The organism is Streptomyces sp. NPDC049915, from assembly GCF_040656475.1.
Classification (GTDB): domain Bacteria; phylum Actinomycetota; class Actinomycetes; order Streptomycetales; family Streptomycetaceae; genus Streptomyces.
On sequence record NZ_JBFAMH010000017.1, the window covers coordinates 143,058 to 164,661 of the forward strand.

Sequence of the window (21,604 nt, forward strand, 5' to 3'; positions counted from 1 at the left end):
CTGCCGAGCCCGGCCGGGTACCAGGCGCCACCCCAAGCCCGTACATCACCGGAACAACGAGAGCTCGTCAGTTCGTTGAGCAGAGATTGTCGTTTTGCCATCGCGGTTGAGCGGCTGCTTTGCTTCACCGCTCAACGACGCACTACAACGACCCCTTGACCGCACTAGCGACAGCCCCGCACGCGCGGGGCGACGTGGCCGTTCGACTGGAGTTGCACGTGGCCGGGCGCATCGAAGACTACGCACTCATCGGAGACATGCAGACAGCGGCGCTGGTCTGCCGTGACGGCACGGTGGACTGGCTCTGCCTGCCGCGCTTCGACTCGCATGCCATCTTCGCCGGCCTGCTGGGTACCGAGGAGCACGGGTACTGGCGGCTGGGCCCGGCCCACGGGCCCGACCAGCAGCCGCCGACCGCGGCGCGGCGCAGCTACCGCGGTGACTCGCTGATCCTCGAGTCGGAGTGGGACACACCACGCGGCACGGTCCGGGTGACCGATTTCATGCCCCCGCGTGACGGCGCCCCGCAGCTGATCCGGATCGTCGAGGGCGTCTCGGGCCGCGTCCCCATGCGCTCGGCGCTGCGGATGCGCTTCTCCTACGGCCGGGTCGTGCCGTGGGTGCACAAGCACGAGGGGCGCACGGTGGCCGTGGCCGGCCCGGACTCGGTCTGGTACGACACCGAGGCCGAGACCTACGGCAAGTCGCTGACGACGTTCTCGGACTTCACCGTCGCACCGGGTGACCGGATCGCGTTCACGGTCTCCTGGCAGCCCTCGCACAAGGAGCCGCCGCCGCTGCCTGAGCCCGAGCAGTCGCTGGAGGCGACGGAGGACTTCTGGCGCGAGTGGGTCGAGCAGTGCACGTACCACGGCCCCTACCGGGAGGCAGTGGTCCGCTCGCTGATCACCCTCAAGGCGCTGACGTACGCCCCCACGGGCGGCATCGTGGCGGCGCCCACCACCTCCCTGCCGGAGGACATCGGCGGCGTCCGCAACTGGGACTACCGCTACACCTGGCTGCGGGACGCGGCGATCACCCTGTCCTCGCTGCTGCGCACCGGCTACCGCGAGGAGGCCCGCGCCTGGCGCGAGTGGCTGCTGCGCGCGGTGGCCGGCGACCCGGAGAACCTGCAGATCATGTACGGCATCGCGGGCGAGCGCGAGCTCGGCGAGGCGGAGCTGGACTGGCTGCCGGGCTATGAGAAGTCCGCGCCGGTGCGGGTCGGCAACGGCGCCGCGCACCAGCTCCAGCTGGACGTGTACGGCGAGGTCACCGAGGCGCTGCACCTGGCCCACATGACGGGCCTGGCCCGCAACGACTACGCCTCGCTGCTCCAGCTGAAGCTGATCAGCTATCTGGAGAAGCACTGGCAGGAGCCGGACGAGGGCATCTGGGAGGTGCGCGGGCCGCGCCGGCACTTCGTGCACTCCAAGGTGATGGCGTGGGTCGCCGTCGACCGCACGATCAAGCTGCTGGAGTCCGGCGAGGCCGACGGCCCGCTGGAGCGCTGGCGGGAGCTGCGCGACGAGATCCACCGCGAGGTGTGCGAGAAGGGGTACGACAAGGAGCGCAACACCTTCACCCAGTCCTACGGCTCGAAGGAGCTGGACGCCTCCCTGCTGCTGATCCCGCAGATGGGCTTCCTGCCGCCGGACGACAAGCGGGTGATCGGCACGATCGAGGCGATCCAGCGGGAACTGTCCACGTCGGACGGTTTCATCCTGCGCTACCCCACCGAGGGCCAGCACGAGGGCGTCGACGGCCTCCCGGGCGACGAGGGCGCTTTCCTCGCGTGTTCCTTCTGGATGGCCGACGACCTGGCGATGATCGGCCGCGTGGACGAGGCCCGCAAGCTGTTCGAGAAGCTGCTGTCCCTGCGCAACGACCTCGGTCTTCTGGCGGAGGAGTGGGACCCGCGGTTGCAGCGGCAGGTGGGGAACTTCCCGCAGGCGTTCAGCCACGTGCCTTTGATCGACACGGCGCTGCGGTTGACCGCGTCCGGCGCGTACGGGGGCTGACGGTCGCTTCCGGGCTGCGGCGCCGTCGTGGCTGGTCGCGCCCACGCGGCGGTAGCCGCATATCGACACAGCCCCGCGCCCCTAGACGTCTGCTGCCAGCGCCGTCAGTGTCAAGGTGCCGCCGGGATCCCCGGCAGTGGCCGGTACCAGGGCGATCTCTTCCAGGCCCACCTCGGCGTACGCGTCGACGCGGGCCTGGATCGTTTTCAGGTCGCCGACCAGGCCGACCTTGGCCGCGGCCTCGGGCGGCAGGACCTCGATCAGCGCCTCCCGGTCCGCTCCCGCGGCGGCCAGGTCCACCGCCTCCCCGAACCCCGCCGCCCGGAACATGTCGGCATAGCCCGGCACGGTCAGGTACCCGGCGATGCTGCCCAGGACCTGTCGAACCGACTCAGGCGCCGGATCGAGAGCCGCCGGCAGCCACGCGGCGAGCGTCGGCGGCGTACGACCCGCCTTTTCCGCCGCCGCGTCGAGTTTGCCGCGCAGCACCCGTACCCGTTCCGGTGTGACCAGGTCGAGCAGCATCCGGTCGGCGTGCGCGGCGGCGATGCCGATGGCGCGGTCCCCGAAGGCCGCCACGGTCAGCGGGCCGCCGGGCGGTGCGAGGCGGCGGCGGAAGGGGCTGCCGGGTACGACCGGCTCGCCGGGCACCGCGTGCAGCAGGTTCCGCAGCGCCGCCGCCGACTCCTCCATCGCGGCCGTCGGCCGGGTGCGGGGCCGCCCGTGCACCCCCTCGACCACCCGCTTGCTGGCGGTGCCGATCGCCACGCCCACCGCCCGGCCGCCGGTCACGGCGGCGGTGCCCGCCGCGCCCCGGGCGATGGTGTACGCGTCCCGCACCGACACCGGCACCGGCCCCGCCGTCAGCGCGACCCTCCGTGTCGCCGCGCCGATCGCCGTGGCCAGCACGAACGCGTCCCAGGTCGGCCCCTCGCCGACCCACACCTCCCGGTATCCGAGCCGGTCGGCGAGCGCCGCGACGCGCAACGGCTCGTCGACCGGGCTGTCGTCCTCACGTGCCACGGCAACCACACTGAAGTCCATGCGGGCGCCGCTACCCGATGCACACGCATCTAATCCAGCGCGGCGATCACCTCGCGCGCCGCCCGCTCTCCCTCCGTGGCACCGCCCTCCATGTAGCCCTGGAAGTCGTAGCTGCAGTGCTCGCCGCCGATGTGGATGTTGCCCTGCGCGGTCCCCTCGTAGCCCGCGTACCGGTGCAGATAGCCCACCGGCCAGTAGGAGTAGGCGCCGAGCGAGTACGGGTTGAGGTGCCACGCGGACAGCTGCGCCCGGCCGGTCCACGCACCCGACGTGCCGGGGAAGAAGGCGTCGATGTCCTTGAGGTACTTGCCCGCGAGGCCCTTCACATAGGGATCGCTCTCGTACGAGAACGGTCCCGCCGGCGTCAGCGACTTGGCGAGGCTGCCGCCGCCGTACTGGATGAGGATGCCGCCGGTGCCGGGCTGGACCTTGGTGGTGTCCAGGTCTGCTGCACCCGGCCGTCGGTGAAGCACTCGCCCGCGGACACGCCGGGCCAGGGGCCGGTGCCACGCCACAGACGGCTGGAGAACTGCATGTTGAGCTTGGTGCAGTAGCCCATGCGGGCGTCGCGCAGCAGGCTGGTCATCCGGGGGTCGAAGCCGGCCCGGCTCAGATCGAGCCGTTGCAGGATCGGCAGCGGCACGCACAGCACGGTGTGGTCGGCGGTGACGGTGCGGGTGGTGCCGGCCTCGCTGAAGGTCAGCGTCTGTGTGCCGTCGGCCTCGGCGCGTACCGCCTGCAGCGACCAGCCCTGCCGGATCGTCCCTGCGGGCAGGGAGCCGGCGATGGAGTGCGGGAGTTGGTCGTTGCCGCCGACGATGTGGTAGCGCTCGTCGGACAGGCCCCAGATGTTGAAGTCGCCGGGATTGGTCTGGTAGCCCATCAGCAGCACCAGGGCGAGCGAGGACTGCTCGGTGGTGTCGGCGCCGTACTCGACGTTGTAGGCGACGTCGAAGAGCTGTCCCAGCGGGGAGGCGTGGCCGCCGGGCACGTGTGACTCGATCCAGTCGTACAGGGACATGGTGTCCAGGGCGGTGCCGGCGGCGGTGGTCTGGTTCCACTTGACCTCGCCTGCCGCCTGGAGGTCGGTGTGCAGGGCCTGGTAGACGGCCTTGAAGTCCTCGTCGGCCCGTGCGCGCGGGTAGTAGACGCCGTCGAAGAAGAAGACCTCCTCGGCACCGTTGGGCCCGCCGCCGAGGAAGTCCTCCAGCGGCAGGGAGAAGCGGCGGCACAGTTCCTGGATCTTCTTGTGGCCGGTGTCGATCAGCTCGCCGCCGATCTCGGAGGTCTGCCCCCAGGCCCAGTGGTCGCGCTGGGAGTACATGCGCCCGCCGACCCGGTCGGGGTTGGCCTCGTAGAGGGTGCAGGCGTATCCGGCGTCGTGCAGGGTGAGCGCGGCGGTGAGTCCGGCGATGCCGGCGCCGACGACGGCGATGCGCGGCGCGGACGCGGCGGCCGCTCTGGCCGGGGCCGCCGCGGCGGTCACGGCGGCGGTGGCGAGGGCGCCCTTGAGGACGGTACGGCGGCGGACCTGGCGCGCCTCGGCGACGGGGACGCCGAGCCGGTGGGCGGCGGCGTGGTCGGCGGTGAGGGCGCTCAGGGCGTGCATCAGCTGCGTACGGGACACGGTGCGGCTCCTCAGGCGTTGGCGGGGGCTTCCTCGATGTCGCTGTCCGTGCGCTCGGCCGCGTCCTCCAGGACGATCCGGCCGATGATCTCGTAGCGTTCCGGCCGGCGGGCCCGCAGATACAGGCCCAGGCCGAGGCCGCCGAAGAAGACCAGCCCGACGATCCACGGGATGGCCTTGAAGAAGAGCGAGTCGGCCGCCGTACCGGCCGCGGTGTCCATGTTGACCACCAGTAGCACCACCACGGCGGTCATGCCGATCCCGCCGAGCAGGGGCGCGGTGAAGGTGCGGAACCAGTGCCGGTCCTCGGGGTGGTTCTTGCGGAAGTAGCCGATGACCGCGAAGGAGCACAGGGTCTGCACGATGAGGATGGCCATCGTGCCGAGGATCGCCAGCAGCGTGTACAGGTGGATGTACGGGTCCTGCCCGGTCGCCCAGAACGCGCCGACGAGGGCGACGGCGATGACCGACTGCACGAAGGAGGCGAGATACGGCGAACCGTGTCGCGGGTGGGTGCGGCCGAGGGCGGGGTGCAGGAATCCCTCGCGGCCGATGGCGTACAGATAGCGCGCGGCGCACTGGTGGAAGGCCATGCCGCAGGCGAACGAGCCGGTGATCAGCAGCCACTGGAAGGCGTTGACCGCCCAGGCGCCGATGAAGGTGTGCGCGGGGGCGAAGAAGAGGTCGAGCGGGCTCGTCCCGGCGGACAGCTTGACGGCGCCGTTCAGTCCGTTGCCGGCGATGGTCATCCAGGAGACGTAGATGTAGAACAGGCCGACGCCGACGACGGAGATGAGCGTGGCGCGCGGGATGACCCGCTTGGGGTCGCGCGACTCCTCGCCGTACATCGCCGTCGACTCGAAGCCGACCCAGGACCAGAAGGCGAAGAACAGGCCGAGCCCGGCGGATGCGCCGGTGAAGGCGTTCTTCGGGTTGACGGGCTCGAGCGGGATGCCGTCCGGGCCGCCCCCGTGCACCAGTACGGCGGTGGCGACCGCGAAGAGGACGGCGATCTCCGCGATCAGCATGACGCCGAGCGCCTTGGCGGTGAGGTTGATGTCGAAGTACGCGAGGACGGCAGTGACCAGCAGCATGGCGGCGGCGTAGAGGACCCAGGGCAGGTCGACGCCGAGCTGGTCGTGGACGGTGGTCTTCGCGAAGTAGGAGAAGACGCCGACGATGGACGCCTCGAAGACGATGTACGCGAGTACCGCGAGCATCCCGGAGGCCAGTCCGGCGATCCGGCCCAGGCCGTGCGAGATGTAGCCGTAGAAGGCGCCGGCCGCGGTGATCCGGCGGGCCATCGCGACGTAGCCGACGGAGAAGACCGTCAGCACGAGGGTGGCGAACAGATAGCCGGCCGGTGCGCCGGTGCCGTTGCCGTAGCCGACCGCGATGGGCAGGTTGCCGGTCATCGCGGTGATGGGCGCGGCGGTGGCCACCGCCATGAACACCACACCCACCAGTCCTACGGAATTCGCTTTGAGGCGTTGCACCTCTCGCGTGGGAGTTTCTGCCATTCCCGCCCCTCTCACCATGCAGTCACAACGAAATCCGAAGATCACGTAGGGTTTTCCTGCGGATGCGACAGTGTGGCGGCCAAGTGACGCACGCCACAACAGACAGGGGGTCGCGCGATTGCCCGCCCGGGGCGACGCAGTGTCGTGCCGGGCGGCCCGGTGATCGTCTCCGTGACCGCCCGGAGATGTCAGCGCAACGCGGGCGCGGGTAGCGTCCGCTGCATGGACAGCCGCACCGACCACCGATTCGACACCCAGGGCACCGGGATCACCGTGCAGCGCGCACTGGAGCTGCCGGGTCTGCGCAGCGGGCTGCCCGAGGTGCTCGCGGGCGCCGACCGGCTGGGGCGCACCGTGCGCTGGGTGCACGCGGGCGAGGTGCCGAACATCGCCTCCCTGCTCAAGGGCGGCGAGCTGCTGCTGACCACGGGATACGGCGTCGGCACCCGTCCGGCCGAGCAGCGGGCGTTCGTGCGGACCCTGGCCGAGCGTGGCATCGCGGCGCTGGTGGTGGAGCTGGGCCCGCGCTTCGCCCGGCTGCCCGCACCGCTGGTGGACACGGCGCGGGCGGCGGGGCTGCCGCTGGTCCAGCTGCACCGCGAGGTGCCGTTCGTGACGGTCACCGAGGAGATCCACACCGAGATCGTCAACGGCCACTACGCGCTGCTGCAGCGGGCGGAAGAAGTGCACCGGCGCTGCACGCAGGCCCTGCTGGGCGGCGGCGGGGTGCCCCAGGTCCTCGGCATCCTCGCCGACTTCAGCGACAACCCGGTCTTCCTGGAGACGGCCGACGGCCGGCTGCTGTACGCCGCCGGGGCCGGGCCGGAGGGCACCGATCCGCTCCAGGTGTGGGAGGGGCTGCGCGGCCCGCACAAGGACGCGCCGCCGCCGTCGGGTTCGGTGCTGGTGGACGTTCCCGGCGGCGGTCCGGGCACGGGCTCGGTGCGGGCGCGGCTGGTGCTGCTGCCGGTGCGCTCACCGCTGGCCCCCGTGCACCGGATCGCCGGTGAGCGGGCCGCGGGCATCCTCGCGGTGGTGCTGATGCAGGCCCGCCAGGAGGAGGAGCTCGCCGCGCGCGGGCGCGGCGACTTCCTCACCGACCTCGCCGAGGGCCGGATCGCCGCCGAGGACGCCCCGGCGCAGGCCCGCGTCCTCGGCTTCAAACCGGGCTCGGGGCCGCTGCTGCCGGTGGTGATGCGGCTCGGCGACGCCCTCTCCCCCGGCGGCGGCTGGGCGGTGCTGGCCCGTGCCGTCTCCGAGGAACTGGCGGCCGTGGGCGTGCCGGTGCTGATCGGCGTACGCCCGGTCGAGGGCCGGGTGCTGGTCCTGCTGGGCCTGCGCTCGGAGTCGGAGCGGGCCGCGGTCGCCGACCGGGTCGCGGCGGCGCTGCGGGCGGGCGTGGAGCGGGCCGGGATGCAGCGGCCGGGCGCGCAGCCGCCGGTCGTGGTGGTCGGGGTCGCGGGCGGCTGGGCGGCGGCCTCGGCGGGCCTGCGGCACGCGGCGGAGACGGCGACGGCGGCGCAGGGCCTCACGGACCGCCCCTGGTACGACGCCCGCCGCCTGGACATCGACCTGCTGCTGTGGCGGCTGCGCGACCATCCGGACCTCGCGGCCTTCGTGGACCGCGCGATCGGGCCCCTGCGCGAGCACGACCGCAGCTCGCGCCCCCCGCTGCTGCCCACCCTCGAGACGTACCTGGCGCACGCCGGCCGCAAGGCGGAGACGGCCCGCGAACTGCACCTGAACCGCCAGACGCTCTACAACCGCCTCGCCCGGATCGGCGAACTCCTCGGCACGGACCTCGACGACCCCCAGACGGTCCTGGCCCTGAGCCTGGCGCTGCGCGCCCGCCGGCACGCGCCGTAGGCTCCTACAGCCACGGCGAGGGCTGGGTCAACTCGTCGTAGACGCTCAGCACTTGAGCGACCGTCTCGTCCTCCGAGGGCCAGGTGGCCGCCTGGCGTGCGCCCTTGTGCCGCAGCCTCTCGCAGCGGCCGGGGTCGCCGAGCAGGGCGACCACACGGGCGGCGAGTGCGGCGGCGTCGCCGTACGGCACCAGCTCGGCGGCGTCGCCGACGAGTTCGCGGATGCCGCCGACGTCGGTCGCGACCAGCGGTACGCGCGCGTGGAGCGCCTCCTGGGCGAGCACCGACCGCGACTCCCAGCGACTGGGCAGCAGCGCGAGATCCGCGGCGGCGAGCAGCTCGCCGACGTCGTCGCGGCGCCCGAGCAGCCGGACCGGCAGCCCTTCGTCCTCGATACGCTGCTGCAATTCCGGCCGCAGCGGGCCCTCCCCGGCGATCGCGACCAGCGGCGCCGGGTCCAGGGAGCGCCACGCGCGCGAGGCGTCCAGCAGGCGGTCGTATCCGCGGTGCCGGTCCAGGGAGCCCACCGCCAGCAGCAACGGGCGCCCGGTGGCGCCGAGCTCGGCCCGCACCTTGGGCCGCCGCCGTTCGGCCTCCTCGTCCGGTGCGGCCGGGCGCGATCCGGGTACGGAGACCGCGGCGAGCCGGGCGTCCCGGGCGCCGGTGCGGCGGGCGACGTCCACCAGGACGGAGCTGGTCCCGAGCACCACGGAGGCGGTCCTCGCCACCCGCCGCTCCAGCAGCCGCAGCAGCTGGGCGCGCGGCCCCTCGGCGTACGCCCGGTCGTGCCAGGTGACGACGAGCGGGGTGCGGCGCCCGCTGAGCGCGAGCACGGCCCGGAAGGAGGCATGCAGCCCGTGCGCGTGCACCAGGTCGGCGTTGGCGCAGGCCGCCCGCAGCGCGGCGACGGACACCGGGTCGCTGCTGCGCGGCACGGCCACGTGATCGGCGCCGGCGCCGGTGAAGTCGTAGGCGTGATCGACCTCGTAGGGGGCGCACACGGTGACCTTCACGCCCCGTGCGACGAGCCCGGCGGCCAGCGAGCGCACATGGGCGCTGCTGCAGGCGTTGCCGCCGCCGAGTACCTGCACGGTGCGCAGCAACGGCCGGCCGCGCGGTGACGGGCTGCTCGCGGGGGTCACGTGGCCGGGCTCCTGGGTCGGCGTGGGACGGTCACGAAGAGAACGTACAGAAGGATCGTGCGAAGGGGGTGGACCACACCGTTTCCTCCGCCACTGACGCCAAGAATGCCAGCACGTACGGGCGTTCCGGGAACCCCGGGGGCGCACGCCGACCTCGTGCGCCTCCCGGCGTCACTCACACGAGTGAGCGGACCGCGCCCCTCTGCCCCTCGGCCAGACCTGGCGCTACACGTCCGCGCGGGCCGTCGCCAGGAGTTCCTCCGCGTGGGCGCGGGCCGTCTCGGAGTCCTCCTGGCCGGCCAGCATCCGGGACAGTTCGCGGATGCGGTCCTCGCCCTCCAGGACCTTCACGCCCGAGCGGGTCACCGAGCCGTCATTGGTCTTCTCCACCAGCAGCTGCCGGTCGGCGAACGCGGCCACCTGCGGCAGGTGCGTGACGACGACGACCTGCGCGGACTTCGCCAGCCGCGCCAGGCGCCGCCCGATCTCCACCGCGGCCTTGCCGCCGACGCCGGCGTCGACCTCGTCGAAGAGATACGTCGGCACCGGGTCCGTGCCCGCGAACACGACCTCCACGGCCAGCATGACGCGGGACAGCTCACCGCCGGAGGCACCCTTGGCGATCGGCCGCGGCGGCGCACCCGGGTGCGGGGCGAGCAGCAGCTCGACCTCGTCCACACCGGACGGGCCGTAGCCGACCGTGCGCCCGTGCACCTCGACGCCCTCCGGGTCGTCCGTCTGCCGGATGTCGAACGACACGCGCGCGTGCGGCATGGCCAGCGACGCCAGCTCCGCGGTCACGGCCGCCGCGAACCGCTCGGCGGCCTCGGTGCGCGCCTCGGTCAGCGCCTGCGCGAGCCCGCCGAGTTCGGCGCGCAGCCCGTCGCGTTCGGCGGTCAGCTCCTCGATCCGCTCGTCGTCGCCGTCGAGTTCGGTCAGCCGCTGCGCGCTGCGCTCGGCCCACGCCAGCACGGCGTTCACGTCCTCGCCGTACTTCCGCGTCAGCTGGGTGAGCGCCGCCCGGCGCTCCTCCACCGCCGCCAGCCGCAGCGGATCGGCGTCCAGGTCGTCGGCGTAGCCCGCCAGCTCCCCGGCCACGTCCCCGAGCAGGATGCCGATCTCGCCGATCCGGTCGGCGAGCGCGGCCAGCGCCGGATCGTGCGACCGGACGGCCTCCAGGGCCCGCTGGGCGCCCGCGACCAGCGTGGTCGCGTCGATGCCCTCGGGGTCCTCGGGATTGCCCGCGAGCGCGGCGTGCGCGACCGTCGCGGCCGACGACAGCGCCTCCGCGTGCCCGAGCCGCTCGGCCTCCTCGGCCAGCTCGGTGTCCTCACCGGCGCGCGGCTCGACCGCGGCGATCTCGTCGAGACCGAAGCGCAGCAGGTCGGCCTCCTGGGCCCGCTCACGCGCGCGTGTCGTGATCTCCTCCAGCTCCGCGGCCACGGCCCGCAGGCGCTTGTACGCCTCGCGGTACTTGGCCAGCGGCACGGCGACCGCGTCCCCGGCGTACCGGTCCAGCGCCTCACGCTGCCGGGACAGCTTCAGCAGCCCCTGCTGGTCGGTCTGCCCGTGCACGGCCACCAGGTCGTCGGCCAGCTCCGCGAGCAGCCCCACGGGCACCGACCGCCCGCCCACGTGCGCCCGCGACCGGCCCTCGGCGGACACGGTGCGGCTGATCAGCAGCGCCCCGTCGTCCAGCTCGGCCCCGGCCTCCTCGGCCCGTACGACGGCGGTGGCGTCCGCGGGTACGGTGATCCGGCCCTCGACCACCGCCTTGTCGGCCCCGAGCCGCACGAGCGCCGCGTCGGCGCGGCCGCCCAGCAGCAGCCCGAGGCTGGTGACCACCATGGTCTTGCCCGCACCGGTCTCGCCGGTGACGGCGGTGAACCCGGGCGACAGCTCGACAACGGCGTCGTCGATGACACCGAGCGACCGTATCCGCATCTCTTCCAGCACGCACAAGACCATACGAGGTCCCGCAGGGCGATTGCGACCGCCCCGCCTTTGTCACCCACGCGAGCGAGGCGCCGTCGTTCGGCCAAGGCGGCGTCGGCCTAGTGCGGCGCCCCGCGCCATCCCGAAACCGGCAACGCGAACTTCGCGACGAGGCGGTCCGTGAAGTTGGCGTGGTGCAGCCGCGCCAGCCGCACCGGCACGGCCCCCCGCCGCACCTCCACCCGCGCGCCCGGCGGCAGCTCCACCGTCCGCCGCCCGTCGCACCACAGCACCCCCGGAGGGACGTGCGGCAGCACCTCGACGGCCAGCACCGAGTCGGGCGCCGTCACGAGCGGCTTCGCGAACAGCGCGTGCGCCGAGATCGGCACCATCAGCAGCGCCTCGACCTCCGGCCACACCACCGGCCCGCCCGCCGAGAACGCGTACGCCGTCGACCCGGTCGGCGTCGCGCACACGATTCCGTCGCAGCCGAACCCGGTCACCGGCCGGCCGTCGATCTCCAGCACGACCTCGAGCATCCGCTCCGCGGACACCTTCTGCACGGCCGCCTCGTTCAGCGCCCAGTCGGTGTGCACGATGTCGCCGTTGCGGTGCACGACGACGTCGACGGTCATCCGCTCCTCGACCTCGTACGACCGCGCCACCACCCGGTCGACGACCTTCTCCAGGTCGTCCCGCTCGGCCTCGGCGAGGAACCCGACGCGCCCCAGGTTGACGCCGAGCATCGGCACCCCGGACGCCCGCGCGAACTCCGCGCCGCGCAGCAGCGTGCCGTCACCGCCGAGGACGATGAGCAGCTCGCACCCGTCGAGGCACTGCGGGGTCGCCTCCTTGACCAGCTGCACCTCGTCCGGCAGCGGCAGGTCGACCGCCTCCGCCTGAAGCACCCGCACCCCGATACCGGACCGCAGCAGGCCCTTGACCACGAGCTCGGCACTGCGCACGGCCGCCGGCCGTCCGGTGTGGGCGAGCAGGAAAACAGTACGAGCTCGGTTCTGCGTCAACGCGGCCCCTCCGCCACTGCACGGTCAACTTCGGCCGGGTCCAGGGCGGGCGCCCCGGCACGCAGCCACAGAAAGTACTCGACGTTGCCGGACGGCCCGGGCAGCGGAGACGCGGTGACACCCTTCACCCCGAGCCCCAGCTCCCACGCCTTCCCGGCGACGCCCCGCACGGCCTCCGCCCGCAGCTGCGGACTCCGTACGACACCCCCGCTGCCCAGTCGCTCCTTCCCCACCTCGAACTGCGGCTTGACCATCATCACCAGATCGGCGTCCGGCGTCACGCACCGCGCCAGCGCGGGCAGCACCAGACCCAGCGGGATGAACGACAGGTCCCCCACGACCAGATCCACGGGCTTGCCGTCGATCGCCTCCAGCGTCAACTCGCGTACGTTCGTACGGTCCTTGACGGTGACGCGTTCATCGCTCTGCAGCGTCCAGGCGAGCTGCCCGTACCCGACGTCCACCGCGACCACGTGCGCGGCACCGGCCCGCAGCAGTACGTCCGTGAAGCCGCCCGTGGACGCGCCGGCGTCCAGCGCCCGCCGGCCCTCCACGGCCAGCCCCTGCGGCACGAAGGCCGCCAGCGCCCCGGCGAGCTTGTGCCCGCCGCGGGAGACGTAGTCGGGATCGCTGCCGTCGGCCCTGACGACGATCGCCGCCGCGGTCTCCACCTGCGTGGCGGGTTTGGTCGCGACGGTCTTGCCGACGGTGACCCGCCCCGCGGCGATCAGCTGGCTGGCGTGCTCACGCGAGCGCGCGAGCTTGCGGCGGACCAGCTCCGCGTCCAGACGGCGACGTGCGACTCCTGCCACGGTGCGTTCAGCTCCTGTTTCCATACGGCGTCGGGGGCGCCGGAGGTCCCGGGCGGGCGTCGAGCGCGGTGAGCGCGTCGCGCAGCCCCCGATGTACATCCTCGTACACCTCGAGGTGTCCGTCCGTGGCGAGGTGGTCGGCATCGGCGAGCCGGTCCAGGGCGGCGTCGACGTCGGCGTTGCCGGTGGGGGTGCGGGGCACGGTCAGCGGGGCCGGGGCGGCGGGGTCGTAGGCCTGCTCGTCCGGGCCCCCCTCGTGCGCCTCGGCGTCGGGGACGGTGTCGTGCATGCCCAGACGCTACCTCGAAGCCCTGCGGTACCGTCGAGCGCGATGGCCACGATCGAGGAGTGCCGCAGCGCGCTCGACCAGCTTTCGGACAACATGCAGCGCGCCGAGGGCGACGTCCGCGAGGCCGCGGCCATGGACCGTTCGGTGAGCTGCCACATCAGGGACCTGGACGTCACCTTCGTCGGGCGGCTGACCGGCGGCCGGATCCGGGTGGACGACACCCTTGAAGGGCCGCCCCCGGAGCGGGCCGAGATCCGGCTGGCGATGGCCGGCGACGACCTGGTGGCCCTGGTGGACGGCGAGCTGAGCTTCGCGCGCGCCTGGGGCTCGGGCCGGGTGAGGCTGGAGGCGAGCCTGGTGGACCTGTTCCGGCTCAGGAAGCTGCTCTAGGCCCGTACGCGTGCTCTCCGCGCGGCCGGTACCACCAGCGGCGTGCCCGTCTCCGGGTCGTCGATGACCTGGCAGCGCAGACCGAAGACCTCCTCGACCAGTTCGGCCGTGACGATCTCCTTCGGCGCGCCCTCGGCGACCACCCGGCCGCCCTTGAGGGCGATCAGGTGCGTGGCGTACCGGGCCGCGTGGTTGAGGTCGTGCAGCACCGCGACGAGGGTGCGGCCCTGTGTCTCGTGCAGCTCGGCGCACAGGTCGAGCACGTCGATCTGGTGCTGGATGTCGAGGTAGGTCGTCGGCTCGTCGAGCAGCAGCAGCGGGGTCTGCTGGGCGAGCGCCATCGCGATCCACACCCGCTGCCGCTGACCGCCGGACAGCTCGTCGACGTACCGGTCGGCGAGTTCGGCGACCCCCGTCTGCGCCATGGACTCCTGTACGACGCGCTCGTCCTCGCCGGACCACTGGCGCAGCAGGCCCTGGTGCGGGTAGCGGCCGCGGCCGACGAGGTCGGCGACCGTGATGCCGTCGGGCGCGAGCGACGACTGCGGCAGCAGGCCGAGGGTGCGGGCCACCTTCTTCGCCGGCATCGACTGGATGACCTGCCCGTCCAGCAGCACCCGGCCCCGGCTCGGCTTGAGCATCCGCGACAGCGCCCGCAGCAGCGTCGACTTGCCGCACGCGTTCGGTCCGACGATGACCGTGAAGGAGTGGTCGGGGATCTGAACCGACAGCTGCTCGGCGATGACGCGCTGATCGTAGGCAAGGGTGACGTTTTCCGCGGACAGGCGGTTCACGGGGCTCCTATCGGTGTTCTGATGCGTGCCGCTCATATCCGGCCCGCCCGGCGCTCGGTGACCAGCAGCCACAGCAGGTAGACGCCGCCGAGCACGCCGGTGACCACGCCGACGGGCAGCTGGTCGGCGCCGAACAGCCGCTGCGAGGCGAAGTCGGCGGCGACCAGGAGGGCGGCGCCCATGCACAGCGACGGGAGGAGATTCGGCCCCGGCGAGCGGGTCAGGCGACGGGCGAGCTGCGGGGCGGTGAGGGCGACGAAGCCGACGGGTCCGGCGGCGGCCGTGGCGGTCGCGGTGAGCAGGACGGCGGCCACCAGCAGCAGCATCCGTACGCGCTCGACGCGCACCCCGAGGGCGCCGGCCATGTCGTCGCCCATCTCCATCATCCTCAGGCCCCGGGCGTGGGCGAGGACCAGCGGCACCAGCACCGCGCACAGCGCGAGCAGCGGCCACACCTGCTCCCAGCCGCGGCCGTTGAGCGAGCCGGTCATCCAGACGACGGCGCGGGCCGCGTCGACCAGGTCGGCCTTGGTGATGAGGTAGCCGTTGACGGCCGTGGCGACGGCGGAGACGCCGATGCCGACCAGGACCAGCCGGTAGCCGTGCACGCCCTGCTTCCAGGCCAGCAGATAGATGGCGAGGCCGGTCAGCAGGCCGCCGGCCAGCGCGCCGAGGGTGACCTGCGCGGTGTTGCCGCCGACCAGGACGATCACCACGAGCGCCCCGGCCGTCGAGCCCTGCCCGAGGCCCAGGACGTCCGGACTGCCCAGCGGGTTGCGGGAGACCGCCTGGAACAGCGCACCGCCCAGTCCCAGCGCGGCCCCGACCAGCAGGCCGACCAGCACCCGCGGCAGCCGCAGCTCCCGGATGATGAACTCCTGGCCCGGATTGCCGTAGCCGAGCAGCGTCCTGATCACGTCCCCGGCGGAGATCGGGAAGTCACCGGTGCCGATGAGTACGACGCTCGCGGCGAGCGCGGCCACCAGCAGCAGGGCGACGACGACCAGCGCGCGTACGTCGAGGCGCAGCGACAGCCCGCCGGGGGTGCGCAGCGCACGCGGCGGGCTGTCGCTGCGCCTCGTGCGCCCGGTGGTGCTCGCCTTCTTCACCGCCGTGCTCACAGCTGCGCCGTCCTCCGCCGTCGGACCAGGAAGATGAAGACCGGACCGCCCAGGAGGGCGGTGACGACACCGACCTGGAGCTCCGAGGGCCGCACGGCGATCCGGCCGAGCACGTCGGCGCCCAGCAGCAGCACGGGCGACAGGATGGTGGCGTACGGGAGGATCCAGCGCAGGTCGGGACCGGTGAAGGAGCGCACGACGTGCGGCACCATCAGCCCGACGAACAGGATCGGCCCGCAGGCGGCGGTGGCCGCCCCGCACAGCACGGTGGCGGCGAGCATGGCCAGCGCCCGGGTCCGGTCGAGGTGGGCGCCGAGCGCCTTTGCGGTGTCGTCGCCCATGGCCATCGCGTTCAGCGGGCGGGCGAGGACGAGCGCCAGCAGGGTGCCGGCCGCGAAGAACGGCAGCACCTGCTTGATGGTCCCGTCGGTGGCGGAGTTGAGCGAGCCGACGGTCCAGAAGCGCATCTTGCCGAGCGCCGCGTCGTCCGTGATCATCACGGCCTGTACGAACCCGTACAGCGCGGCGGTGATCGCGGTGCCCGCGAGCGCGAGCCGGACCGGGGTGGCGCCCCGGCTGCCGCCGAGGAACCACACCAGCGCGCCCACGACGGCGGCCCCGAGGAAGGCGAACCACACGTAGCCGGTCAGGCTGGTGACGCCGAGATAGGTGATGGCCGTGACGACCGCGGCGGACGCGCCCGCGTTGATGCCGAGCAGCCCCGGATCGGCGAGCGGGTTGCGGGTGAGCGCCTGGAGCACGGCCCCCGACAGCCCGAGCGCCGCTCCGGCGAGCAGCCCGAGCACGGTCCGCGCGAGCCGGTCGTCGACGACGACGTCGCCGTACGTCCCGGTGTCGTGGAACAAGCCGTGCCAGACCTGCCCCACGGACAGCTGTTTGGCCCCGACGGCGATGCTCGCCACGACGAGGAGCGCCAGAAGCGCCACGGCGACCAGCAGCCCGACGGCACGGAGCGCCCGGCGGCTCGGGGGCGCGGGAGCGGTCGCCGCGCACTGTTCGGGAGGACTGTCGACCAACACGAGGTTAGGTTAGCCTACCCTCGCTCCGCTCCACGATCCCCGGTCGTAGTGACTGGTCCGCTCCCGGTCAGAGCCTTCTGCGCAGACCGGACACCGGACCCCGGCTCACAGCCCCAGCCGGGCCAGCGACTTCCCCCCGTCCAGCTCGCACACACCGTCCCCGGCCGCCGTCCAGGCCGCCGCGCACAGCGCCCGCAGACCCTCCAGCGCCTCACCGTCCCCGCTCAGCCCCAGCTGCTCCTCCGCGGCACGCGCCGTCCACCCGCCGCACCGGAAACCGTCACCCTCCTCGGTGATCTCCGGCTGCCCGGTGAGCATCCCGCGCAGATCCGCGTCGACATACGTCGGCCGGTGCTGCGGCGGCGCGGCGAGCAACTGCGCGCCGTCGGTGACCCCGGTCAGCACGAGCAGCGAGTCGACCCCGCCGTTGAACGCCCCCTCGATGTCCGTGTCCAGCCGGTCGCCCACCACCAGCGGCCGCTTCGCACCCGTGCGCAGGATGGTCTCCCGGTGCATCGGCGGCAGCGGCTTGCCCGCGACCTGCGGCTCGGCGCCGGTCGCGATCCGCACCACCTCCACGGCGGCGCCGTTGCCCGGCGCGATACCCCGCCCGCTGGGAATCGTCAGATCGGTATTGGACGCGAACCACGGCACCCCGCGCGCGACCGCGTAGGACGCCTCCGCGAACCGCCCCCACGACAGGTCCGGCCCGCCGTACCCCTGCACCACCGCCACCGGGTCGTCGTCCGCCGACTCCACGGGCACCAGACCGCGCTCGCGCAGCGCCACCCGCAGCCCCTCACCACCGATCACCAGCACCCGCGAACCCGCCGGCACCTGCTCACTGATCAGCCGGGCCACCGCCTGCGCGGACGTGATGACGTCCTCCGCGCCCGTCGGTATGCCCAACTCGGTCAGATGCTCCGCGACCACGTCCGGCGTGCGCAGCGCGTTGTTCGTGACGTACGCGAGATGCATCCCGCCCGCCCGCGCCCTCTCCAGCGACTCCACGGCGTGCGCGATCGCGTTCCCGCCCGCATACACCACCCCGTCCAGGTCGAGCAGCGCCGTGTCGTACGCCTCGCTCAGGGCCTGGCCACTGCCCTCGGGCCTCGTCCTGACGCTCCGGCTCATTGCACATCGCTCCTCGGGTCGCATGCTCTTTCCCCCGATCATCGCGCATGCCACTGACACACGTACGATGCCGGGATGGACACAGCAGGTCACTCGGAAGCGACGGCGCGCCGGGGCCTCGAACTCACCCCGTTCCGAGGTCTGCGCTACGACCCGGACCGGGTCGGCAGCCTGGCCGCCGTCACCTCACCGCCGTACGACGTCGTGGTCCGCCCCGACGGCCTGCACCACCTCCAGTCGTCGGACCCGTACAACATCGTCCGCCTCATCCTGCCCGAGGCCGGCACCCCGAGCGCCCGCAACGAGCAGGCCGCCGACACCCTGCGCCGCTGGCTCGACGAGGGCGTCCTCACCGCGGACCCGGAACCCGGTCTCTACGTCTACGAACAGCGCGACGGCGACGGCATGCTCCAGCGCGGCCTGATCGGCGCCCTGCGCGTGACCGACCCGGACGACGGCCTGGTCCTGCCGCACGAGGACGTCATGCCGCACGTGGTCGCCGACCGCGCCGCCCTGATGCGCGCGACCTCCGCGAACCTCGAACCGCTGCTGCTGACCTACCGCGGCAACGGCCCCACGGCCCCCACCACCCGGGCCGTCGAGCGCGCCGCGGAGCAGCCCCCGCTGCTGTCGACGACCACCGAGGACGGCTTCACCCACCGCCTGTGGGCCGTCACCGACCCGGCCGAACTGGCCGCGATCCAGGCCGACCTGACCCACCACCAGGCCTTGATCGCCGACGGCCACCACCGCTGGGCCACCTACCGCAGGCTGCGCGAGGAACACCCCTCCCCCGGCCCCTGGGACTACGGCCTGGTCCTGCTCGTCGACACCGTCCGCTACCCGTTGCGCGTCCGCGCCATCCACCGGCTCCTGCACGGCCTGCCGGTCGCGGACGCGGTCGCCGCCGTCGAGGGCCACTTCCGCGTGCAGCGGCTGGACGTGGCGCTGCCGGAGGCCATGGAGGCCCTCGCCGACGCGGCCTGTGCCGGCAACGCCTTCCTGCTGGCCGGCGACGGCGCCTTCCACCTCCTCGACCGGCCCGACCCGGCGCTGCTGGCCCGCACGATCCCCGCCGACCGCCCAGCGGCCTGGCGCACCCTGGACGCGACGGTCCTGCACGCCACGCTGCTGGAACACGTCTGGCACATCCCCGAGGACTCCCCGGCCCACATCGCCTACATCCACGACACGGCCGCCACCATCACCAAGGCGGAACGCGACGGCTCCACGGCGGTGCTCCTGCACCCGGTGCGCGAGGAAGTCGTCCGCGACCTCGCCCGCCACGGCGTCACCATGCCCCGCAAGTCGACGTCCTTCGGTCCGAAACCGGCCTCCGGCCTGGTCCTGCGCGCCCTCGACCTCTGAACCCCTCGGTCTTCCGGCGCGACGGCACAACGACGAAAGGGCGGGCCCCCGGTGAACCCGGGGAGCCCGCCCTCTGCCGTCACGGCCGTCAGTCGTTGTCGCTGTCCTTGTCGCTGTCCTTGTCGCTGTCGACGGCCTCGGCGTCCTCATCGGCGGCAGCGTCGGCGGCGGCGTCCTTCTCCTCGGAGGTCTTCGCGACCTCCGATGCCTCCGGGATCTCCGCGATCTCCGGGTCGGCCGCGTCCTCGTCCAGGGCGTCGACGAACTCCACACCGTCCAGCTCGGCGAGCCGGTCCGACGCGTCGGTGCTGCCGTCCCGGTCCGCCTCGACGGCCTTGGCGAACCACTCGCGTGCCTCGTCCTTGCGGCCGGCCGCCAGCAGCGCGTCGGCATACGCATAGCGCAGGCGCGCGGTCCACGGCTGGACCGAGTTGGAGGCCAGTTCGGGGCTCTGCAGCGTCACGATGGCCGCGTCGAGCTGCCCCAAGTCCCGCCGGGCACCCGCCGCGACGAGCCGCATCTCGACCTGGCCGGCCTTGTCCAGCTTGTGCACCTCGGGGGCACCGGCCATGTCCAGCGCCTTCTCGGGCCGCCCGAGCCCACGCTCGCAGTCGGCCATCACGGGCCACAGGTCGGTGTTGCCGGTCATACGCCGGGCCGCGCGGAACTCGGCGAGCGCCTCGCTGTACTTCTGGCTGGCGTACGCCGCGAAACCGGCGGCCTCCCGCACGGCGGCGACCCGCGACGCGAGCCGCAGGGCCACCTTGGAGTAGCCGTAGGCGCCTTCGGGGTCCTCGTCGATGAGCCGCGCGACCATCACCAGGTTCTTGGCGACGTCGTCCGCGAGCGTCTTCGGCAGGCTCTGCAGCTCCTGGCGTACGTCCTTGTCGATCTCCTCGCCGGTGACGTCCGGCGGGATCGGCAGCCGCTTGATCGGCTCGCGGTCGCGGTCGTCACGGAAGCTTCCGCCGCCGCGCCGGTCATCCCGACGGTCGTCCCGGCCACGGAAACCGCCCGGCCGGCCACCGCGGTCGTCCCGACGGGGCCCGCGATCGCCACGGTCGTCCCGGCCACGGAAGCCACCACGGTCTCCACCACGGTCGCCGAAGCGACGCTCGCCGGTGCGCTCACCGCCGCGGTCACCGAAGCGGCGCTCGCCGGCACGGTCGTCCCGACGCTCGCCGAAGCGACGGTCACCACCGCGGTCGTCACGACGGTCATCACGGCGGTCGTCACGGCGGAAACCACCGCGGTCACCGCGGTCGTCCCGACGGAAGCCGCCACGGTCGCCGCGGTCGTCCCGGGGCGCGTAGCCTCCACGGTCGCGGTCGTCCCGACGGAAGCCGCCACGGTCGCCGCGGTCGTCCCGGGGCGCGTAGCCTCCACGGTCGCGGTCGTCCCGACGGTCGTCGCGCCGATCGTCACGGCGGTCATCGCGCCTGTCGTCACGGCGGAAACCACCGCGGTCGCCCCGGTCGTCCCGCCGGCCGAAACCACCGCGGTTGTCGTCACGGCGGAAGCCGGGACGGTCACCACCGCGGTCCCCGCGATCGTCACGGCGGAACGCGGGACGGTCACCACCGCGGTCCCCGCGATCGTCACGGCGGAAGCCCGGACGGTCACCACCGCGGTCCCCGCGATCGTCACGGCGGAAGCCCGGACGGTCACCGCCACGGTCCCCGCGGTCGTCACGACGGAACCCGGGACGGTCACCACCACGGTCGTCACGACGGAACCCGGGACGGTCACCACCACGGTCGTCACGACGGAAGCCCGGACGGTCACCGCCACGGTCCCCGCGATCGTCACGACGGAACCCGGGACGGTCACCACCGCGGTCGCCGCGGTCGTCACGGCGGAAGCCCGGACGGTCACCACCGCGGTCCCCGCGATCGTCACGACGGAACCCGGGACGGTCACCACCACGGTCGTCACGGTCACCACCACGGTCGTCACGACGGAAGCCCGGACGGTCACCGCCACGGTCCCCGCGGTCGTCACGACGGAACCCGGGACGGTCACCACCACGGTCATCACGCCGCGGTCCCCGGTCCCGGTCGTCGCGCCGGCCGAAACCACCACGGTTGTCGTCACGCCGGGCCCCACCGCGGTCACCACGGTCGCCCCGGTCATCACGGCGGAAGCCGCCGCGGTCGCCACCGTCACGGCGGCCGTAGCCGCCACGGTCACGGTCGTTGCCGCCGCGGAAGCCGCCACGGTCGCCGCGTTCCCCGCCCTCCCGGCGCCGCTGATCGCGCTCCGGACGGTCGTCGGGAGAGTTGGTGGACATCGGTGACTCCTGTCTTCGGTACTACAAGCATTGTAAAAACAAAAGGACCCCTGGTCCCAGCTGAACGCTGGTGACCAGGGGTCCTTCCCAAAGATTGTTCGGCGGCGTCCTACTCTCCCACAGGGTCCCCCCTGCAGTACCATCGGCGCTGTAAGGCTTAGCTTCCGGGTTCGAAATGTAACCGGGC

Annotated in this window: 18 protein-coding genes and 1 rRNA gene; 4 read left to right on the forward strand and 15 right to left on the reverse strand. The window is 73.1% G+C overall.

The features are described 5' to 3' along the window. The first annotated feature begins 218 nt into the window (after positions 1-218). Positions 219-2,021 (forward strand): glycoside hydrolase family 15 protein, encoded by a 1,803-nt coding sequence (locus AB0J12_RS26635; RefSeq protein WP_363266956.1) that lies wholly within the window; start codon positions 219-221, stop codon positions 2,019-2,021. Positions 2,022-2,102: 81 nt separating this feature from the next. Here AB0J12_RS26635 and AB0J12_RS26640 read toward each other — a convergent pair whose 3' ends face one another. Genes AB0J12_RS26640 through AB0J12_RS26655 form a run of 4 tightly spaced genes read right to left on the reverse strand, consistent with a single transcriptional unit; the run spans position 2,103 to position 6,212 of the window. After that, positions 2,103-3,065, reverse strand: a complete 963-nt coding sequence (locus AB0J12_RS26640; RefSeq protein ID WP_363266937.1) for an LLM class F420-dependent oxidoreductase — start codon at positions 3,063-3,065, stop codon at positions 2,103-2,105. Positions 3,066-3,094: 29 nt separating this feature from the next. Beyond that, positions 3,095-3,538 carry an FAD-dependent oxidoreductase gene (locus AB0J12_RS26645; RefSeq protein WP_363266938.1) on the reverse strand — a complete coding sequence of 148 codons (444 nt, stop codon included), beginning with the start codon at positions 3,536-3,538 and terminating at the stop codon, positions 3,095-3,097. Then, a complete protein-coding gene (locus AB0J12_RS26650) occupies positions 3,430-4,692 on the reverse strand; it encodes an FAD-dependent oxidoreductase (protein WP_363266939.1) in 1,263 nt (420 codons plus the stop codon). Before AB0J12_RS26650 ends, AB0J12_RS26645 begins: the two co-directional genes overlap by 109 nt. A gap of 11 nt (positions 4,693-4,703) precedes the next feature. Beyond that, entirely contained in the window at positions 4,704-6,212 is a 1,509-nt protein-coding gene (locus AB0J12_RS26655) for an APC family permease (RefSeq protein WP_363266940.1), read from the reverse strand. 222 nt (positions 6,213-6,434) lie between these two features. Between AB0J12_RS26655 and AB0J12_RS26660 the strand changes: the two genes are divergently transcribed. After that, complete coding sequence (locus AB0J12_RS26660; protein ID WP_363266941.1) at positions 6,435-8,078, forward strand: PucR family transcriptional regulator; 1,644 nt, start codon at positions 6,435-6,437, stop codon at positions 8,076-8,078. Positions 8,079-8,082: 4 nt separating this feature from the next. Here the strand turns inward: AB0J12_RS26660 and AB0J12_RS26665 are convergent, their stop codons facing one another. The 5 genes from AB0J12_RS26665 to AB0J12_RS26685 all read right to left on the reverse strand — a co-directional run bounded on the left by AB0J12_RS26665 (position 8,083) and on the right by AB0J12_RS26685 (position 13,280). Continuing rightward, positions 8,083-9,219, reverse strand: coding sequence for a glycosyltransferase family 4 protein (locus AB0J12_RS26665; protein WP_363266942.1), 1,137 nt, complete (start codon positions 9,217-9,219; stop codon positions 8,083-8,085). Between the two features lie 225 nt (positions 9,220-9,444). After that, positions 9,445-11,187, reverse strand: coding sequence for a DNA repair protein RecN (gene recN / locus AB0J12_RS26670; RefSeq protein ID WP_363266943.1), 1,743 nt, complete (start codon positions 11,185-11,187; stop codon positions 9,445-9,447). Positions 11,188-11,273: 86 nt separating this feature from the next. Beyond that, a complete protein-coding gene (locus AB0J12_RS26675) occupies positions 11,274-12,179 on the reverse strand; it encodes an NAD kinase (protein ID WP_103786058.1) in 906 nt (301 codons plus the stop codon). After that, a complete protein-coding gene (locus AB0J12_RS26680) occupies positions 12,176-12,991 on the reverse strand; it encodes a TlyA family RNA methyltransferase (protein ID WP_363266944.1) in 816 nt (271 codons plus the stop codon). The genes AB0J12_RS26675 and AB0J12_RS26680 overlap by 4 nt, the downstream gene beginning before the upstream one ends. A 7-nt stretch (positions 12,992-12,998) precedes the next feature. Beyond that, positions 12,999-13,280 carry a hypothetical protein gene (locus AB0J12_RS26685; RefSeq protein ID WP_363266945.1) on the reverse strand — a complete coding sequence of 94 codons (282 nt, stop codon included), beginning with the start codon at positions 13,278-13,280 and terminating at the stop codon, positions 12,999-13,001. A 42-nt stretch (positions 13,281-13,322) separates the two neighbouring features. On the opposite strand from AB0J12_RS26685, the gene AB0J12_RS26690 reads away from it, so the two are divergent. Next, a complete protein-coding gene (locus tag AB0J12_RS26690) occupies positions 13,323-13,670 on the forward strand; it encodes a sterol-binding protein (RefSeq protein ID WP_363266946.1) in 348 nt (115 codons plus the stop codon). Here the strand turns inward: AB0J12_RS26690 and AB0J12_RS26695 are convergent. The 4 genes from AB0J12_RS26695 to AB0J12_RS26710 form a co-directional block, all read right to left on the reverse strand. Further along, the gene (locus AB0J12_RS26695; RefSeq protein WP_363266947.1) at positions 13,667-14,500 is read right to left on the reverse strand and encodes an ABC transporter ATP-binding protein; all 834 of its coding nucleotides are present in this window, start codon (positions 14,498-14,500) and stop codon (positions 13,667-13,669) included. The genes AB0J12_RS26690 and AB0J12_RS26695 overlap by 4 nt on opposite strands. After that, positions 14,497-15,573, reverse strand: a complete 1,077-nt coding sequence (locus tag AB0J12_RS26700) for an iron chelate uptake ABC transporter family permease subunit (RefSeq protein WP_363266957.1) — start codon at positions 15,571-15,573, stop codon at positions 14,497-14,499. Before AB0J12_RS26700 ends, AB0J12_RS26695 begins: the two co-directional genes overlap by 4 nt. Positions 15,574-15,581: 8 nt before the next feature. Further along, complete coding sequence (locus AB0J12_RS26705; RefSeq protein ID WP_363266948.1) at positions 15,582-16,625, reverse strand: iron chelate uptake ABC transporter family permease subunit; 1,044 nt, start codon at positions 16,623-16,625, stop codon at positions 15,582-15,584. A gap of 105 nt (positions 16,626-16,730) precedes the next feature. Continuing rightward, complete coding sequence (locus AB0J12_RS26710) at positions 16,731-17,759, reverse strand: HAD-IIA family hydrolase (RefSeq protein WP_363266949.1); 1,029 nt, start codon at positions 17,757-17,759, stop codon at positions 16,731-16,733. A gap of 75 nt (positions 17,760-17,834) precedes the next feature. On the opposite strand from AB0J12_RS26710, the gene AB0J12_RS26715 reads away from it, so the two are divergent. Continuing rightward, a complete protein-coding gene (locus AB0J12_RS26715) occupies positions 17,835-19,127 on the forward strand; it encodes a DUF1015 domain-containing protein (protein ID WP_363266950.1) in 1,293 nt (430 codons plus the stop codon). Between the two features lie 88 nt (positions 19,128-19,215). Here the strand turns inward: AB0J12_RS26715 and AB0J12_RS26720 are convergent, their stop codons facing one another. Continuing rightward, on the reverse strand, positions 19,216-20,052 hold the full coding sequence (locus AB0J12_RS26720; RefSeq protein ID WP_363266958.1) for a tetratricopeptide repeat protein: 837 nt from the start codon (positions 20,050-20,052) through the stop codon (positions 19,216-19,218). Positions 20,053-21,513: 1,461 nt separating this feature from the next. Beyond that, positions 21,514-21,604, reverse strand: a 5S ribosomal RNA gene (gene rrf, locus AB0J12_RS26725); the annotation flags it as partial.